The sequence below is a fragment of the Pseudomonas sp. B21-054 genome, assembly GCF_026016345.1.
Classification (GTDB): Bacteria; Pseudomonadota; Gammaproteobacteria; order Pseudomonadales; family Pseudomonadaceae; genus Aquipseudomonas.
On record NZ_CP087204.1, the window covers coordinates 2949995 to 2965853 of the forward strand.

General features: G+C 62.7%; 15 protein-coding genes. 7 read left to right on the top strand and 8 right to left on the bottom strand.

What is annotated here, in order from left to right; translation table 11 throughout:
• Positions 1 to 61 precede the first annotated feature (61 nt).
• Both LOY70_RS13310 and LOY70_RS13315 read right to left on the bottom strand, forming a co-directional pair.
• Positions 62 to 1150 carry an alkene reductase gene (locus LOY70_RS13310; protein ID WP_265037361.1) on the bottom strand — a complete coding sequence of 363 codons (1089 nt, stop codon included), beginning with the start codon at positions 1148 to 1150 and terminating at the stop codon, positions 62 to 64.
• Positions 1151 to 1194: 44 nt separating this feature from the next.
• Positions 1195 to 2034 (bottom strand): pirin family protein, encoded by an 840-nt coding sequence (locus LOY70_RS13315; RefSeq protein ID WP_265037363.1) that lies wholly within the window; start codon positions 2032 to 2034, stop codon positions 1195 to 1197.
• Between the two features lie 124 nt (positions 2035 to 2158).
• On the opposite strand from LOY70_RS13315, the gene LOY70_RS13320 reads away from it, so the two are divergent.
• From LOY70_RS13320 to LOY70_RS13345, 6 genes are all read left to right on the top strand, one after another.
• Positions 2159 to 3073, top strand: coding sequence for a LysR family transcriptional regulator (locus tag LOY70_RS13320; RefSeq protein ID WP_265037365.1), 915 nt, complete (start codon positions 2159 to 2161; stop codon positions 3071 to 3073).
• A gap of 245 nt (positions 3074 to 3318) precedes the next feature.
• Positions 3319 to 4644 carry a flavin-containing monooxygenase gene (locus LOY70_RS13325; RefSeq protein ID WP_265037367.1) on the top strand — a complete coding sequence of 442 codons (1326 nt, stop codon included), beginning with the start codon at positions 3319 to 3321 and terminating at the stop codon, positions 4642 to 4644.
• Entirely contained in the window at positions 4644 to 5054 is a 411-nt protein-coding gene (locus LOY70_RS13330; protein ID WP_003201555.1) for a RidA family protein, read from the top strand. The genes LOY70_RS13325 and LOY70_RS13330 overlap by 1 nt, the downstream gene beginning before the upstream one ends.
• Positions 5055 to 5064: 10 nt before the next feature.
• Complete coding sequence (locus LOY70_RS13335) at positions 5065 to 5739, top strand: DUF1028 domain-containing protein (RefSeq protein WP_265037400.1); 675 nt, start codon at positions 5065 to 5067, stop codon at positions 5737 to 5739.
• Positions 5732 to 6901 (top strand): acetylornithine deacetylase, encoded by a 1170-nt coding sequence (gene argE, locus LOY70_RS13340; RefSeq protein ID WP_265037402.1) that lies wholly within the window; start codon positions 5732 to 5734, stop codon positions 6899 to 6901. Before LOY70_RS13335 ends, argE begins: the two co-directional genes overlap by 8 nt.
• Positions 6902 to 7082: 181 nt before the next feature.
• A complete protein-coding gene (locus LOY70_RS13345) occupies positions 7083 to 8123 on the top strand; it encodes an ABC transporter substrate-binding protein (RefSeq protein ID WP_265037404.1) in 1041 nt (346 codons plus the stop codon).
• Between the two features lie 172 nt (positions 8124 to 8295).
• Here the strand turns inward: LOY70_RS13345 and LOY70_RS13350 are convergent, their stop codons facing one another.
• The 5 genes from LOY70_RS13350 to LOY70_RS13370 form a co-directional block, all read right to left on the bottom strand.
• Positions 8296 to 9207: a LysR substrate-binding domain-containing protein gene (locus tag LOY70_RS13350; RefSeq protein WP_265037406.1), complete on the bottom strand. Its 912-nt coding sequence runs from the start codon at positions 9205 to 9207 to the stop codon at positions 8296 to 8298.
• 209 nt (positions 9208 to 9416) lie between these two features.
• Complete coding sequence (locus LOY70_RS13355) at positions 9417 to 10619, bottom strand: NAD(P)/FAD-dependent oxidoreductase (protein WP_265037408.1); 1203 nt, start codon at positions 10617 to 10619, stop codon at positions 9417 to 9419.
• 224 nt (positions 10620 to 10843) lie between these two features.
• Positions 10844 to 11218: a response regulator transcription factor gene (locus tag LOY70_RS13360; protein ID WP_265037410.1), complete on the bottom strand. Its 375-nt coding sequence runs from the start codon at positions 11216 to 11218 to the stop codon at positions 10844 to 10846.
• 102 nt (positions 11219 to 11320) lie between these two features.
• Complete coding sequence (locus LOY70_RS13365; RefSeq protein WP_265037412.1) at positions 11321 to 11986, bottom strand: response regulator transcription factor; 666 nt, start codon at positions 11984 to 11986, stop codon at positions 11321 to 11323.
• A gap of 18 nt (positions 11987 to 12004) precedes the next feature.
• The gene (locus tag LOY70_RS13370; protein ID WP_265038040.1) at positions 12005 to 13435 is read right to left on the bottom strand and encodes a sensor histidine kinase; all 1431 of its coding nucleotides are present in this window, start codon (positions 13433 to 13435) and stop codon (positions 12005 to 12007) included.
• Between the two features lie 418 nt (positions 13436 to 13853).
• On the opposite strand from LOY70_RS13370, the gene LOY70_RS13375 reads away from it, so the two are divergent.
• Positions 13854 to 14795, top strand: coding sequence for a LysR family transcriptional regulator (locus LOY70_RS13375; protein WP_320110203.1), 942 nt, complete (start codon positions 13854 to 13856; stop codon positions 14793 to 14795).
• A gap of 7 nt (positions 14796 to 14802) precedes the next feature.
• On the opposite strand, the gene LOY70_RS13380 is transcribed toward LOY70_RS13375, so the two are convergent.
• Positions 14803 to 15822 carry a GlxA family transcriptional regulator gene (locus LOY70_RS13380; protein WP_265037414.1) on the bottom strand — a complete coding sequence of 340 codons (1020 nt, stop codon included), beginning with the start codon at positions 15820 to 15822 and terminating at the stop codon, positions 14803 to 14805.
• Between the last annotated feature and the right edge of the window lie 37 nt (positions 15823 to 15859).

A 15859-nucleotide genomic window follows, 5' to 3' on the forward strand; every position in this document is an offset into this window, starting at 1 on the left:
CGCTGAGGATCGAGTGTGGGAGCGAGCTTGCTCGCGATGAGGGCGGTACATCCCTCGGCGCTTACCGCGCCACTTGAGCCTCGACCAGGGTTGGATAATCCGTATAGCCGCGTTCTTCGCCCTGATAGAACGTAGCCGCGTCAGGCGCGTTCAATGCCAGGCCTTGCTTGAAACGCTCCACCAGATCCGGGTTGGCCAGGAACGGCGTCCCGAACGCGACCAGGTCCGCGTCGCCGCGGCTGATGGCCGTGGCCGCGCGTTCGGCGCTGTAGCCGCCGTTGGCGATGTAAGGCCCACCGAAACGGCGTTTGAGTTCCAGGAAGTCGAACGTGCCTTCACCCAGCTCCACGATGTGCAGGTAAGCCAGGCCATAACGGCTGAGCATCCTGGCGGCGTAGTCGAAAGTCGCCTGGGGGTTGCTGTCGCTCATCGAGAAATAGCTGAAGATCGGCGACAGGCGAACACCCACACGGATGGCACCAAAGACTTCAATCACTGACTCGACCACCTCCTTGAGAAAGCGCGCGCGGTTTTCGATCGAGCCGCCGTAGGCATCGGTACGTTGGTTGGTGCCGTCGCGCAGGAACTGATCGATCAGGTAGCCGTTGGCTCCATGGATCTCCACGCCGTCGAACCCGGCCAGTTTCGCGTTGACGGCGGCCTGGCGAAAATCAGCAACCACGCCGGGGATCTCATCGAGGTCCAAGGCCCTTGGCAGTTCGTAAGGCTTGGGGCCTTCAGGGGTGTAGATCTCGCCGTCGGCCTTGATTGCCGAAGGGGCTACGGGCTGGGCGCCGTTGATTTGCACCAACGGATGGGAGAGCCGGCCCACGTGCCACAGCTGCAGGAACATCTGTCCGCCTTCGGCGTGAACCGCGTCGGTCACGTGTTTCCAGCCGGCGATTTGTTCGGGGGTAAAAATCCCCGGCGTTCTCAGGTAACCCTTGCCCTGGGCGGACACCTGGGAGCCTTCGCTGACGATCAGGCCGGCGCTGGCCCGCTGGCTGTAGTACTCGGCCATGAGGGGCGTGGCCGCGTCACCGGCGCCTGCGCGGCTGCGGGTCATGGGGGCCATGACCATGCGGTTTTTCAGGGACAGCTTGCCGACTTGGGCGCGGGACAGCAAAACATCGAGACCGACGTTGCTCATGATTCACCTCAAAAGAGAACAGATAGGATTGAGTCGAGGGTCGGCTAGGCCAACCGGCCCTCTTGTTGCAATAGGGCGCCGATGCGCTGGATTTCGTTTTCGCCTTTTTCCAGCGCCGCTTGGCTGGTGTGCACCGAGTAGTAACCCAGCACCAGGTCGTGGGGATGCTTGACCGCTGAGCCGAGCACGAAGGAGGTCGCGCCCTTGGCAACGATGTCGATGGCTGCGCCGGACTCTTCGAAGACCACCATTTCCCCGGCATTGACGCTGCCGCCGGCGTCGAGGCTGCCGTCGTTGACGGCCAGCCAGGCGACGGTGTGCCCAGCCGGTGGCGTGTAGCGCCAGCGTTCCTGGTCTTTCAACTGCACGGCCAAATAGTTTGTCCCCGCCGGGGCTGCAACGCTGCTGCGAGCCGCGCCATATTGGCCGAGCAACACCCGCGCCGGACCTTCCCGAGGGATATCGGCGGGTGCCAGGTAGACGCTGTGGGCCGGCGCGTTTTCTTCAGCGGCCGGCAGCGCGACCCAAAGCTGGAAGCCATGGATCGACGAGCTGCCGACCGGCCGGGCGTCGTGCCATACGCCGTTACCGGCTTGCATCCATTCCATGCCACCGCTGGGCAGTACACCCGATTGCCCAGTGGTGTCTTCGTAGGCCACCTGACCTTCGATCATGTAGGTCAGCGTCGCGATCCCGGAGTGCGGGTGCATGCCGAAACCTTTGTTCATGCCGTCGGCCTTGAAGGCGAAGAGATCGAGAAACACAAAGGGCTTGCAGCGTTGGCCGAGGTCGCCCGGGCTCATGAGGCGGGTGATCGGCCCGTGGCGGTTGCCCCGGGTGCGGTGGACGATGGTGCGCGGTGGTGCTGTGACGATGCTGTTCATGGTTGACCTCGGATGCCTGAGCCTGGGTGGGCCTCGATGGGAGAAGGATAAGTGCCTGGCAATAGATTGATTAGTCGATACAATCGGATTGAACTCATCCAAATAACGAAGGAATGGCGCCCCGATGCTCGATCTGAACGACGTCGCACTGTTTGTCCAGGTGGTACGCAGCGGCAGCTTTGCCGAAGCGGCGAGGCGCTTGGGCATGCCGTCCAATACCGTGAGCCGGCGCGTCCAGCAGTTGGAGACGCAATTGGGGACGCGACTGCTGCAACGCTCTACCCGCAAACTCACGCTGACTCAGGTGGGGCAGGGGTTCTATGAGCGCTGCGTCGGCGCTGTGGACGGGCTGACCGAGGCGGGGCAGGAACTGATGAAGGGCAGCGATGAACCCAGCGGCCGGGTGCGTATCGCGGCGATGGCGGATTTCTTCGATTTTTTTCCGATGCAATGGGTGGCGGACTTCCTCGCCGCGCATCCTCGGGTGCAGCTTGATTTCGTGCTCAGCGATGCCCGTGTCGACCTGATTGCCGACCGCATCGACGTGGCCTTTCGCGGCGGTCCGCTACAGGACTCCGGTTATGTCGGGCGCCAACTCATCAAGAACGACGGTGACGGCATGGTTGCCAGTCCCGCTTACATTGCCAAGCGCGGAGCGCCGACTTCGCTGCAGGACCTGGCTCACCATGACAGCGTGAGCTTCGCCCATCCCAGCGGCTTGAGTCACTGGCGGCTCATTGGCCCAGACGGTGCCGAGCAGGAGGTGCAGGTTCCCTGCCGCTTCAACGCCAACACCGCACAAGCGCAGCGCAAGGCTGCCGTGGCGGGCCTGGGCATCGCCGTGCTGCCCTCGGCGCTGAGCCGCGTGGACCTGGAAGCCGGAAGACTGGTCCGTGTGCTGCCGCAATACCAGCGTATCGGCTTCGGCCTGAATGTGCTTTATCCGAGCCGGCGCCAATTGCCGCTGGCGGTCTCGGCGTTCATTGGGCTGGTGATGGAAAAGCTGGAGCTCAAGGCGTTTCCGGCGCGGTTGGAGTAGGCCGGTCAGCCAGTATTCAGTCTCGTCAGATCTTGACCCCTCTTGAATCGCCTGATCCCGCATTGGGCGTTCATCCAGTTTTTTCCTTCCCAGCAACGATAAAAACCCTCGTTTCGCAAATCCCCGCCTGCCAACACAATCGCCTCGACACCGCCCATCGATAGTCGCAACCGCAGAACAACAATCAGAACCCGAGGCGGCGCCATGCCGACCTGAACCGAACCTACTGCCGGAAGTGCACAGACATGCCTTTTGAAACAACTCACATCGATACGCTTGTCATCGGCGCCGGCCAAGCCGGCGTGGCCATGAGTGAGCACCTGAGCCGGCAAGGCGTGCCCCACCTTGTGGTCGAGCGCAGCCGGATTGCCGAGGCCTGGCGCACGGCGCGTTGGGATTCGCTGGTCGCCAACGGCCCGGCCTGGCACGACCGTTTTCCGGGGCTGGAATTCGAAGGGCTCGACCCCGATGCCTTCGCGGCGAAGGATCAGGTGGCCGATTACTTCGAAGCCTATGCCCGCAAGTTCAACGCGCCGATCCGTACTGGCGTGGAGGTCAGGAAAGTCGAGCGTAATGTCGGCCGTCCGGGGTTCACCATTGAAACCTCCGAGGGCCTGATCGAGGCCATCCATGTGGTGGTCGCCACCGGCCCCTTCCAGCAGCCGGTGATTCCGCCGATCGCGCCGGAACTGGCGTCGGTCACCCAGATTCACTCCGCCCAATACCGCAATCCCGGGCAACTGCCCGAGGGCGCGGTGTTGGTGGTGGGAGCCGGTTCGTCAGGGGTGCAGATCGCTGATGAATTGCAGCGCGCCGGCAAGCAGGTCTACCTCTCGGTAGGCGCCCATGATCGTCCGCCGCGGGCCTACCGCAACCGGGATTTCTGCTGGTGGCTCGGGGTGCTCGGCGAGTGGGACGCGGAGGTCGTCAAGCCCGGCAAGGAGCACGTGACCATCGCCGTGAGCGGTGCCCGTGGTGGCCATACCGTGGATTTCCGCCGACTGGCCCATGAGGGCATTACGTTGGTGGGCCTGACGAAATCGTTCAACGCCAGCGTGGTGAGCTTTGAGGACAACCTGGCCGAGAACATCGCCCGTGGCGACGAAAACTACCTGGCGCTGCTGGATGCCGCCGATGCCTACATTGCCCGCAATGGCCTGGACCTGCCGCTCGAACCCGAAGCCCGTCAGCTGCCGCCTGATCCGCGCTGCCTGACCCAGCCGATCCTGGCGCTGGACTTGGTCGACGCTGGTGTGACCACGATCATCTGGGCCACCGGCTACTCGGTGGATTACAGCTGGCTGAAGGTCGACGCGCTCAACGCCAACGGCAAGCCTCGTCACCAACGTGGGGTTTCCAGCGAGCCGGGCCTGTATTTCGTCGGCCTGCCCTGGTTGTCACGGCGTGGCTCGGCGTTCATCTGGGGCGTGTGGCATGACGCCCGGCATATCGCCGACCACATCGTGAAGCAACGCATTTACCTCACCTATCAAGATGCTGCCCAGCGCCAGGCCTCGGCACTGGACAGCGATTCACACCGCTCGAAAACCAGCCTCACGGGAGTTCGCTGATGCCCACTCACACGCGCATTCGCATGTTCAACACCAAGGACACGTACCCCAACCAGACACTGGACAACGACCTGTGCCAGGCCGTACGAGCCGGCAACACCGTCTACGTGCGTGGTCAGGTCGGTACCGACTTCAATGGCCAGCTGGTGGGCCTCGGCGATCCTCGCGCCCAGGCCGAGCAGGCCATGCGCAACGTCAAGCAATTGCTGGAGGAGGCCGGCAGCGACCTGAGCCATATCGTCAAGACCACCACTTACCTCATCGACCCGCGCTACCGCGAGCCGGTGTACCAGGAGGTCGGCAAGTGGCTCAAGGGCGTCTTCCCGATTTCCACGGGGCTGGTGGTCAGCGCCCTCGGGCAGCCGCAGTGGCTGATGGAAATCGACGTGATCGCGGTCATCCCCGAGTAAGGAGTACAGCATGACTTTTTCCATCGTTGGGCGCTGCGCCGAAACCGGCCAGTTGGGCATCGCCATCAGTTCCTCGAGCATTGCCGTCGGTGCCCGTTGCCCCTGGTTGCGGGCCGGCGTCGGCGCGGTGTCGAGCCAGAACATTACGCTGCCGGCCCTCGGCCCGCTGATCCTGGATGAGCTGGCGGGCGGCCTGACGGCGCAAGAAGCGGTGGACCGCGCCCTGGCCCGCAATGGCTACAGCCAGTACCGCCAGGTGGCCGTGGTCGATGCCCACGGACACACGGCGATTTTCACTGGCAGTCACGCCCTGGGCATTCACCACGCATTGGCCGGTGATCAGTGCGTGGTGGCCGGCAATCTGTTGGCCAACCCGGGGGTGATCGAGGCCATGGTCGGGGCTTTCGAACGCAGCGAAGGCTGTCTCGCGTCACGCCTGCTGAGCGCGTTGCAGGCCGGGCAGGCGGCCGGTGGCGAAGCCGGGGCGGTGCACTCGGCGGCGTTGTCGGTGGTGGATGACCTGACTTGGCCCATCGTCGATCTGCGGGTGGATTGGGCCGAGGAGAATCCCATCGGCGAACTGGAGAAACTCTGGCTGGCCTATCAGCCACAGCTGCAGGATTACCTGACCCGTGCCCTGGACCCGACAGCGGCGCCCAGCTATGGCGTGCCGGGCGATGAGTGAGCTGCGCAGTCGGGCAATGCTCGCCAGTCTGGTGGGCTTCGCCACGGTCAGTCGCGATTCGAACCTGGCGCTGATCGAGTTCGTTCGCGATTACCTGCAAGGCTTGGGCGTGGCCTGCGAGCTGATTTACAACCCTGAGCGGACCAAGGCCAACCTGTTGGCGAGTATCGGCCCGGCGCTGCCCGGTGGCGTGGTCTTGTCCGGGCATACCGACGTGGTGCCGGTGGATGGCCAAGCCTGGACGGTTGATCCGTTTTGCCTGAGCGAGTTGGACGGCAAGCTGTTCGGGCGTGGCACGGCGGACATGAAGGGCTATCTGGCGTCAGTGCTGGCAGCGGTGCCGACATTCCTCGCCAGCCCGCTTCGCCGCCCTGTGCACTTGGCGTTTTCCTATGACGAAGAGGTCGGTTGCCTGGGCGTGCGCAGTCTGCTGGAAGTGCTGCCTCAACGCGTTCCCCAGCCGGCGTTGTGCCTGATCGGCGAGCCCACCCAACTCCAACCGGTGCTGGGCCACAAGGGCAAGTTGGCGATGCGTTGCCACGTCAAAGGGGCGGCTTGCCATTCGGCCTACGCACCTTATGGCGTGAACGCCATCGAGCAGGCGGCGCGCTTGATTGGGTGCCTGGGCGAGATTGGCGCAGACCTGGCCGATCCTTCGTTGCAGGACGCGCGTTTCGACCCGGCGTATTCGACGGTGCAGGTCGGGGTGATCCAGGGCGGGACGGCATTGAACATCGTCCCGGCCGATTGCCGTTTCGATTTTGAAGTGCGCGCCTTACCGGATTTCAGCCCAGAGGCGGTTGTCGAGCAGTTGCAGGACTACGCCGAACAGGTGCTGTTGCCGCCGATGCGCGCGGTGCAAGGCGACACCGCGATCCGTTTTGAACAGCTGTCCGCCTACCCGGGCCTGGCGACTTCGCCTGACAGCGCCGCCGCGCAATTGATTGCCCGGCTGTGCGGCAGCGCCGCGTTCAGGACCGTCGCATTCGGCACGGAAGGCGGCCTGTTTCATCAGGCCGGCGTGCCGACGGTGGTGTGTGGCCCCGGCAGCATGGAGCAGGGGCACAAACCCGACGAATACGTAAGTGTTGAACAGATGGCCGCCTGCGACCGCTTGATGGATCGGCTGGCGAGTTATCTCTGTGAACCCAATGATTACTGACCGCAAGGTGCCTGAGGAGGACGATTTCAAGGGAAGGAGATTCCTCGCGGTCAGCCAGGCGACACCCATGAACAGGCCGACAAGAGCCTTTGCTGTAGACCTTACCGCCCGTGTTTACGGTCACTTTTGAGTCCCGTCACCGGCTCGTGCGGGCGAGCTGGTATTTTCGAGGAACCGCTCCATGTCCAGATCCTTGCGTTGCAATATTGCGTGTGCCCTGGCGTTGTTGAGTACCAGTGTTGTAGCCGCGCCACAAAGCCTGACCGTGATTTCTTTCGGCGGCGCTACCAAGCAGGCCCAGGACAAGGCCTACTTCCAACCTTTCAACGCCAGTGGTGCAGGAAGCATCGTGGCTGGCGAATACAACGGTGAGTTGTCGAAAATCAAGGCCATGGTTGCAGCCGGGCATACCAGCTGGGACGTGGTCGAAGTAGAAAGCCCCGAGCTGTTGCGTGGCTGTGAAGAAGGCCTGTTCGAGAAGCTCGACCTGGGACGGATGGGCGATCCGGCGAATTATGTGCCCGGGGCCCTCAATGAATGCGGTGTCGCCACCTATGTCTGGTCGATGGTCCTGGCCTACGACCAGAGCAAGCTCGCCAAGGCGCCCAGGTCCTGGGCGGATTTCTGGAACGTTACCGAGTACCCGGGCAAGCGCGGCCTGCGCAAGGGGGCCAAGTACACCTTGGAAATTGCGTTGCTGGCCGATGGGGTCAAGGCGCAAGAGTTGTACAAGGTGTTGAACACGCCGGAAGGTGTGTCCCGGGCCTTCGCCAAACTCGACCAGATCAAGGCGAATATCCAGTGGTGGGAGGCCGGCGCGCAACCGGCGCAGTGGCTGGTGGCGGGGGATGTGGCGATGAGCGCCGCCTACAACGGCCGCATCGCTTCGGCGCAAAAGGAAGGCATGAAGCTGAGCATTGTCTGGCCGCAGAGCCTTTACGATCCGGAGTATTGGGCGGTGGTCAAGGGCACGCCGAACAAGGCCCTGGCCGAGCAGTTCATTGCGTTCGCCAGCCAGCCACAGACCCAGAAGGTGTTCTCGGAAAACATCCCCTACGGACCGGTACATCGCCAGACCCTGGCCTTGCTGCCTGCGGCGGTGCAGGCGCAGTTACCCACCGCCGAGGCCAATCTGGCTGAAGCCCAGGCGGTGGATGCCGAGTTCTGGGTCGACCATGGCGAGGAGCTGGAGCAACGTTTCAACGCCTGGGCGGCTCGCTAGGCACCGAACCTGTGGCGAGGGGATTTATCCCCGCTGGGCTGCGTAGCAGCCCCAACGCAGCCAACCCCATTCACCTGACATTTTGGATGTGAGTTTTTGGGGGGCGCTGCGCACCCCAGCGGGGATAAATCCCCTCGCCACAAAGGCAGTGTTGCGCTTTATATCCCTTGGCTCAGGGCAGCCACTGCCTGAACTGCGCCTTGCAGTAATCGACAAACAACTGCGCCGGTTTGGTGAGGTGCGCACGCTTGAGCCAACCGGCCACCAACGCCGACCCCGTCACGTCCTCGGCAATGTTCACGCAGACCACCTGCTGCCCATCGTAGGTGCAGGTGGACTGCGGCCGGGTCACCAGCACGGCAAAGCCGAACGCCTGGCCGACCATGCCACGCACCATCTCGATGGACGGCGAGCTGAACACGATGTTCGGCGTCAGGCCCAGTTCTTCGAAGATACTCACGAAATAGGTCCGGCTGGGTTGCACGTCCAACAGGATCATCGGCTCCAGCGCCAGGTCACGCAGCGACACTTGGGCCTGACCGGCAAAGCGATGCCCCGCCGGCAACAATGCGTAGGGGCGTTGCGGTGCGGTCAGCGCTTCGGTCTCGATGGTGCTGTCCAGATCGTGCTCGTAGAAAATCGCCAGGTCGAACCGTCCACCGGTCAAGCCTTGCACCAGCTCCTGTTGCTCGCCGTCCTGCACGCGGATTTCCACGCCCGGGAAGCGTTGGCGGAAACCGGCGATCAGGCGGGGCAGGTAGAGCGGGGCGACGGTTTCGAAACAGCCGATGTCGATCTGTCCGCTGACCACGTCGTTATCGGCCAGCGCGTTCTGCTCGAACTCCCGGGCCATGCGCAACAGCTCCTGGGCCTTGCGATAGAAACGGGCGCCACCTGGGGTCAGCGACACGCCCTGGGCGTGATGACGAATGAGCAACTGCACACCGAAACTGTCCTCCAGCCCCTTGATGGCCGTGGCGATCGATGGCTGGGCGATGTACAGCTTGCGAGACGCTTCAGCGACGCTGCCACATTCGACGGTGGTGACGAAGTACTTCAGCTGACGCAGGGAATAGGACGCCACGGCGCACCTCGATCCGGATGATTCTGCCTACCTTACCGCGTGCACACGGGGCAGGGCATGGGCATTGATACGGATTTTACTGGGCAGTGACGATATTCAGACTGGCTTGGGCTGGACACACGCAAAAAACGCCCGCCCAAAAATCGTTGGCGGGCGTCCGGGAAAAACCGGCGCAGAAAGGAGGGACTGGCCGGGACAGGGAGCGAGGGTCAGGCCACCGGAATCAACGGGTCGGCTGCTGCCAGGGCGGTGGCGCGATCAGCCGCGGGCGGGTAGATCCAGACGGTGTTGATCTGGGTCTTGAGTTCCTTGGCTTCCTGCCCGACCAGTTTGAGCTGGCGATCCCAACCTTCGGTATACACCGCACCCCAGGCGCCGAGGTCCAGGCAGGTCACGTACTTGGGCTGGCTGTAGGGCGTCGGCGCCACGCCCAGCAGGTCGGCCGCGACGTTGTTGCCGGCGTAGCGGCCCAGGGCGATGGCGTGCTGGCAGGACATCGCCGCGTAGTTGCCCAGTGTGTCGGTGGCGGCATAGGCCACGTCACCGGCGGCGAAAATGTCGTTTTGGCCCAACACTTTCAAGTGGCCGTCGACATGCAGGCGACCCTGGGGATCACGGGTGCCGGGTACATGTTGGGTCAACGGGCTGGCGCGGAAACCCACGGTCCAGATCACGGTGTTGGACTCGATGCGCTGGCCGTTGGATAGGCTGACGCCGCCAGCGTCCACCGATTCGACCGAGGCATTGCAAATCCACTCCACACCCAGGTGCTCGGACGCTTCGACAATGGACGGACGAATGCCGTCGCCCAGCGCCGCGCCGATTTGCGCCCCGCGATCCACCACGATGACCCGGATGTCCGCGTCTTCGCCGAGGACGGCGCGCAGGCGGGCGGGCATTTCGGTGGCGGTTTCGATCCCGGTGAAACCACCGCCGGCCACCACCACGGTGTTACGAGCCGGGCTGTCCGGCAGGTTTTTCAGAGACTTGATGTGGGCTTCGAGGCGCGCTGCCTGCTCGATCTCATCGACGTCGAAGGCATGCTCCATCATGCCTTTGAGGTCGGGGCGAAACAATTTGCTGCCCGCCGCCAGTACCAACCGGTCGTAGCCCAGCGTGCCCTGGGTGCCGTATACGTCCACGTAGCCGACCCGTTTGCTATCGACGTCGATACTGCTCGCCGAGCCTTGGACGAATTTCACGCCCACGGCATCGAACAGGTCATCCAGCGGAGCCATCATGGTGTGGACGTCCGGCTCATAGAAACGCGGCCGGATCCGCAACTGCGCCTGGGGGGCCAGGACAGTGATCTGCACGTCATTACGATCATGCTGGTCCAGCAGGCGGGCCGCGCTCAAGGCGCTCCAGACTCCACCGAAACCTGCGCCAATAACCAGAATTTGCTGTTTCATGATTTGCTCCCGAAGACAAAATCGATACGTTGAATGGTTTAACTGCTTCAGCGTGACCGTGTCGCGAATGACCCAAAAGTGCGTGGCTTGAATGATTGAACATCAAGCGCATTCAGCTTCGGTTCGCTGTAGGAAAGCGTATTCGGCGGTGCCCCATCCAACACTTCTACATAAGGTCAGTGGTGGTATGTCTGGGTATGAAGGGGCTATACGAAGGTATTAAATCAAGCCAGGCGCTTGAGGACCGATTCGACACAGGCAATCAATTCGGCGCAGTTGAAGGGTTTTGGGAAAAACGCCACCGGTTCCGTTGCACCGGTCCTGGACCGGGGCGGAACGCCTGGGTAACCGCTGATAAAAATGATCGGGATATCAATGCCCAGAGCGGATAACTCGTGGTGCATCTGGATGCCGCTCATGCCGGGCATCTTGATATCCGATATCAAACAGGTCGTTTGTCCGGGCCCGGTAGAAGACAAGAAATCCAAGGCACTGGCGTAAGTTCGGACGTGGTAGCCGTTGGCGCGTAACAGGCCGTCCAGGGCGACGCGAACGGACTCGTCATCCTCAATAATTGAAATAATTGCCGTGTTGGACATTTCACTCTCGGGGGGTTGATATCAGGTAGCCATAAAAGCACCTATCATCCCTGCAAGATACGCTGCCCAACCCGCGCGCCTAGTATACGTGGGTATACCCGTTTACTTGGCGCCGCTGCTATCCAACGCCTGGGCCATGCGGACCAGATCGGCAAACGAGCGCGCGCGCATTTTGCGCATGGCCTGGCCGCGATGAATCTTGACCGTGATTTCGCTCAGGCCGATTTCACCGGCAATCTGTTTGTTCATCAGGCCCGACACGGCCAGGGCCATCACCTGTTGTTCTCGCGGCGTCAGGGTGGCGTACCGGCCATGGAGTTCATGCAGACCGCGTTCGGACTCGCGACGCAGACGGTCCCGCTGATGGGCGGCGGACACCGCGTCGATCAGGTCCTGCTCGCGAAACGGCTTGGTCAGGAAATCCACCGCTCCCGCCTTCATCGCCCGCACGGTCATGGCAATGTCGCCATACCCGGTCATGAACACGATCGGCAGATGAACATTCGCCAGCGCCAGTTCCTGTTGGAAATCCAGGCCGCTGGTCCCTTTTAGCCGTACGTCCAGCACCAGGCAGCTGAGGACGTCGGGGCGCGGGTGTTGCATGAATTGCGCAACCGAGCCGAACAATTCGACCTGCAGGCCAATGGAGCGCAACAGGCTGCCAAGGGCTTCGCGCAGCGGCGCATCATCGTCAACGATGTAGACGACAGGCTCGCTGATGGCCGGGTTTGTGGAGTGGCTTGGGTTTGTGAAGTGGCTTGGATTCATCGGGGCTTCCCAAACAAGTTATGCGCAAGTGAGCAGCGGCAGCGCGAACCTGAACGAGGTACCTTGGCCAGCCTCGCTGGTTGCCCAGATCCTGCCGTCGTGAAAGTCGATGATGGACCGACAGATGGAAAGGCCCATGCCCAGGCCGTTTTCCTTGGTGGTGAAAAACGCATTGAACAACGAGGGCAGGATCTCGGGAGCAATGCCGGTTCCGTGGTCAGTCACCTCCAGCACCGCCTCGTTGTTTTCCAGCCAGGTGCGTATGTGCAGGGTTCGCTCGCGCACCTTGACCCCGTCCATGGCGTGGCAGGCATTGATGATCAGGTTGATGATCACCTGCTGCAGTTGCACCCGGTCTGCGCTGACCTGGACATCGGTCGCCGCCAGATCCACCTGCGCCCTGACTTTGTGATGGGCCAGTTGCTGGTGGACCAGGCTCAGGGTCTCGCTGACGATATCGTCCAGCCGCTCGGGTTGGCGCAACGGATCACACTTGCGTGACAGCGCCCGGATGCGGCTGATGACCTCGCTGGCGCGGCATCCGTTGGCGACGATCCGGTCGAGGGAATCAAGGGCCTCCTTGAGGTCGGGCTCCGGGCGCTGGAGCCATCGGCGACAGGCTTCGCCGCTGCTGGTGATAGCCGTCAGCGGCTGGTTGACTTCGTGGGCAATGGAGGCGGCCATTTCCCCCAGCGACGTCAGGCGCGTGACATGGGCCAGTTGGGTCTGGGCGCGGAACAACGCCTCCTCGGCCTGCTTGCTGGCGGTGATGTCCATGAGCGCGCCGAGGTACTGATAACGGCCGTGTTGGCTGAGCAGGGGGCTGGCGATCATGTGGATATGCTTGATGCGTCCGTCAGGCATCAGCAGGCGCAGCTTGACCTCGATCTGCGGTTCGCGGCGGGCAGCCTGCTCGAAAACCCCCCGCGCCAACTCAAGGTCTTCGGGGTGCGTGCGTTCCAGCATCATTGAAACCGTCGGTGCCTTGCTTGGCGGGTACTCGAAGATCCGTGCCGATTCCTCCGACCAGGACAGGTCTTGCCGATCACCGCGAAAGCCTACGCTGCCAGTCTGGCTCAGGCGCTGGGCACCGATCAGGTAGGCCTCGTTATGCCGCAGGCTGTCGGCAGCCTGCTTGCTGCGCAACGCCAGGAAGGCGATGGCCGACAGCGCTGTCAGGCAGCGGAAGAAGCCAGTGGTCGATTCCCAGCGGTGATAGCCGCCGTTGTACAGGAACATCCCCGTGAGCAAAAACATACACATCAGCGCGACGGTGATCACCAGGTTGATCGAGAACAGATTGGCCGCCATCAACAGCAAGGTGATGTACAGCAGGGTAGGAGCGAGGTCGGAATGGGTTTCGGAGTTGATGATGAAAATCCCGCAGGCCACCACCAGCCCGACCGCCCAACCCAGGGCGTTCACCAGCGGGTGAGTGCTGATGCCCATCGATGGTCGGGACGCTCTCTGGTAGGGGTCGTACCGAAGGCTGTCATAGACGCTTTTGAACATCGTCGAGGGTAGGGGCACGGGGGTAGACCTTCTATTTTTGCTCGGTCTTGTTCTGGACCGCCGGGGACACAGAGCATCGGTTTCGTATCTTAAAAGCGCCCCTTTGCATCAGGTAGGACATAAAACCCTGAAATCACGCCAAGCCTCGAAATGTCGCCAGTACGCAGGTAGGCCTGCATACCGAAGTATCAGTGAGTCTGCCCAAAGGGTGAGCCCAGTGTCCCCACGTACGACAGACACAAACCCGGCCCGGGAATAATCTTTCAACATCTCGTCGCTGCGATGCCTTGGTGAAAGGCTCAGGCGATGATCTTGTCCATTCCTGACTCAATGGCCTGGTGCCTGGGGCGACACTATGATGAACAGAAATGACCTGCGTCGTGCTGACATCAATCTGCTGGTTGTCTTCGAAACCATGATGCACGAGCGCAATGTCACTCGCGTCAGCGAGAAGCTGTTTCTCGGCCAGCCTACGATCAGCAGCGCCCTGGCGCGCCTGCGGCTGATGTTCGATGATCCGCTGTTTATTCGTGCCGGCCGGCTGATGGAGCCGACCTCCCGGGCGCAGGAAATTTTCTCCAATCTCTCTCCGGCGCTGGACGGCATTGCCGCAGCCTTGAGTCGCTGCCAGGCGTTCGACCCGAGCACCAGCGAGGCGACCTTTCATGTCGGGCTTTGCGACGACGTTGAATACGCGTTGCTGCCGGACCTGTTGCGACGCCTGCGGGTCGAGGCGCCGGGCACTACCTTGGTGGTGCGCCGGGCCGATCAATGGCAGATGCCCCAGCTATTGGCCAGCGGCGAGATCTCCCTGGGGATCAGCCCGACCCTGGAGCTGCCGGCCAATGCCCGGCGCAAGACGCTGCGTCCGATCCGGCCGATGCTGTTGCGGGCCGATTCGCAGCCCGGCGAGTTGACCCTGGACGAATTCTGCCGGCGGCCCCATGCGGTGGTGTCGTCAATGGGCAACGTCATCGATGATTCGGACCGCGCGTTAGGCCTGATGGGCCGCCAGCGCCGGGTGGTATTGACGGTGCCGCAGTTCAGCGCCTTGCCGGTGTTGCTGGCCCAGAGCGACATGATTGCCATCGTGCCGGATTATGTCGCTCGGGCGATGGCGGTGGCGACAGGTCTGCGTGCCGAACCGGCGCCGATCCGCTTGCCCGAGCACGAACTGTCCATGGTCTGGCGCGGGGCTTCGCACAATGACCCGGGGGAGCGCTGGTTGCGCGCCCGTTGCGGTGCCTTCGTCGCCGAGCAGACCGAGTTGCAGATGGAACCCAGGAAGGTGGCGTGACCCACGTTCAGCGGGAAAACCGATTGCGATACTCCCGGGGTGAAATCGAAAGATGGCGCTGGAAGGTGTGACGCATGCGTTCCTCGTCGCCGAAACCGCAGGAGCGGGCAATCTGGTCAATGTTGCGCTGGGAGTCTTCCAGCAACCGTCGCGCGGCTTCGAGGCGGAACAGTTCGACCGCTTTGGCCGGGGTCCGTCCGGTCTGGCGTTTGTAGACCCGGGTAAAGTTGCGTGGGCTCATCCGGGCCTGGCGGGCCAGTCGTTCGATGCTCAGGTTGTCATCGTCCAGGTGTTCACTGATCCAGACATGCAAATCGTCAAACCCGGCGCTGTCCTGCGTCTGCAATTGCAACAGTTGGCTGAATTGCGCCTGCCCGCCGGGGCGCTTGAGAAACACCACCAATTCACGGGCCACCTGCAGGGCGACGTCGCGACCGCAATCGGCCTCGACCAGCGCCAGGGCCATGTCGATGCCGGCGCTGACCCCGGCCGAGGTCCACACGCTGCCCTGCTGGATGAAGATCGCGTCGAGGTCGACTTCAACCAACGGGAAACCGCTCCGGAGCAGGTCGCACATGGCCCAGTGAGTGGCAGCCCGGCGGCCATCCAGCAAGCCGGCCTGGGCCATGAGGAAGGTACCGCTGCACACCGATGCCGTGCGCCTGGCCTTGGCCGAGGCCTTTCGCAGCCACTCCACCAGGTCGACACAATCGATCATCGCCTGGCGTATGTCGGGCGCACCGGGAACGATCAGCGTGTCGATGACGGTCCCGTCTAGTTGGCGCAGGGCTACGGTATCCACGACCAGGCCCTCGGCGGTCTGCATCAGCCCGCCGTCCAGGCTTGCGGTGTGCACCCGGTAGCCGGGCAGGCTGCGTTCGGCCATGGCTTTGGTGGCCGCCCAGAAGACTGTCTGGGCACCGGTCAGGTCCAGCAGGCCCATTTGCGGGTAGGCCAGGAACACCAGCGTGCGCGGTTGGGTAATCGATTCGGCGGTAATGCCGATGTCACGGGTGAATTCGTTCATGGTCATGTCATGGGTCTGCGATATGAGAGGGTGAGCG

Bases quoted from the DNA above. Each gene is read 5' to 3' on its own strand.
- LOY70_RS13310 (WP_265037361.1), bottom strand. From the start codon at position 1,150: ATGAGCAACGTCGGTCTCGATGTTTTGCTGTCCCGCGCCCAAGTCGGC.
- LOY70_RS13315 (WP_265037363.1), bottom strand. From the start codon at position 2,034: ATGAACAGCATCGTCACAGCACCACCGCGCACCATCGTCCACCGCACC.
- LOY70_RS13320 (WP_265037365.1), top strand. From the start codon at position 2,159: ATGCTCGATCTGAACGACGTCGCACTGTTTGTCCAGGTGGTACGCAGC.
- LOY70_RS13325 (WP_265037367.1), top strand. From the start codon at position 3,319: ATGCCTTTTGAAACAACTCACATCGATACGCTTGTCATCGGCGCCGGC.
- LOY70_RS13330 (WP_003201555.1), top strand. From the start codon at position 4,644: ATGCCCACTCACACGCGCATTCGCATGTTCAACACCAAGGACACGTAC.
- LOY70_RS13335 (WP_265037400.1), top strand. From the start codon at position 5,065: ATGACTTTTTCCATCGTTGGGCGCTGCGCCGAAACCGGCCAGTTGGGC.
- argE (WP_265037402.1), top strand. From the start codon at position 5,732: ATGAGTGAGCTGCGCAGTCGGGCAATGCTCGCCAGTCTGGTGGGCTTC.
- LOY70_RS13345 (WP_265037404.1), top strand. From the start codon at position 7,083: ATGTCCAGATCCTTGCGTTGCAATATTGCGTGTGCCCTGGCGTTGTTG.
- LOY70_RS13355 (WP_265037408.1), bottom strand. From the start codon at position 10,619: ATGAAACAGCAAATTCTGGTTATTGGCGCAGGTTTCGGTGGAGTCTGG.
- LOY70_RS13360 (WP_265037410.1), bottom strand. From the start codon at position 11,218: ATGTCCAACACGGCAATTATTTCAATTATTGAGGATGACGAGTCCGTT.
- LOY70_RS13365 (WP_265037412.1), bottom strand. From the start codon at position 11,986: ATGAATCCAAGCCACTTCACAAACCCAAGCCACTCCACAAACCCGGCC.
- LOY70_RS13370 (WP_265038040.1), bottom strand. From the start codon at position 13,435: ATGGGCATCAGCACTCACCCGCTGGTGAACGCCCTGGGTTGGGCGGTC.
- LOY70_RS13375 (WP_320110203.1), top strand. From the start codon at position 13,854: ATGATGAACAGAAATGACCTGCGTCGTGCTGACATCAATCTGCTGGTT.
- LOY70_RS13380 (WP_265037414.1), bottom strand. From the start codon at position 15,822: ATGAACGAATTCACCCGTGACATCGGCATTACCGCCGAATCGATTACC.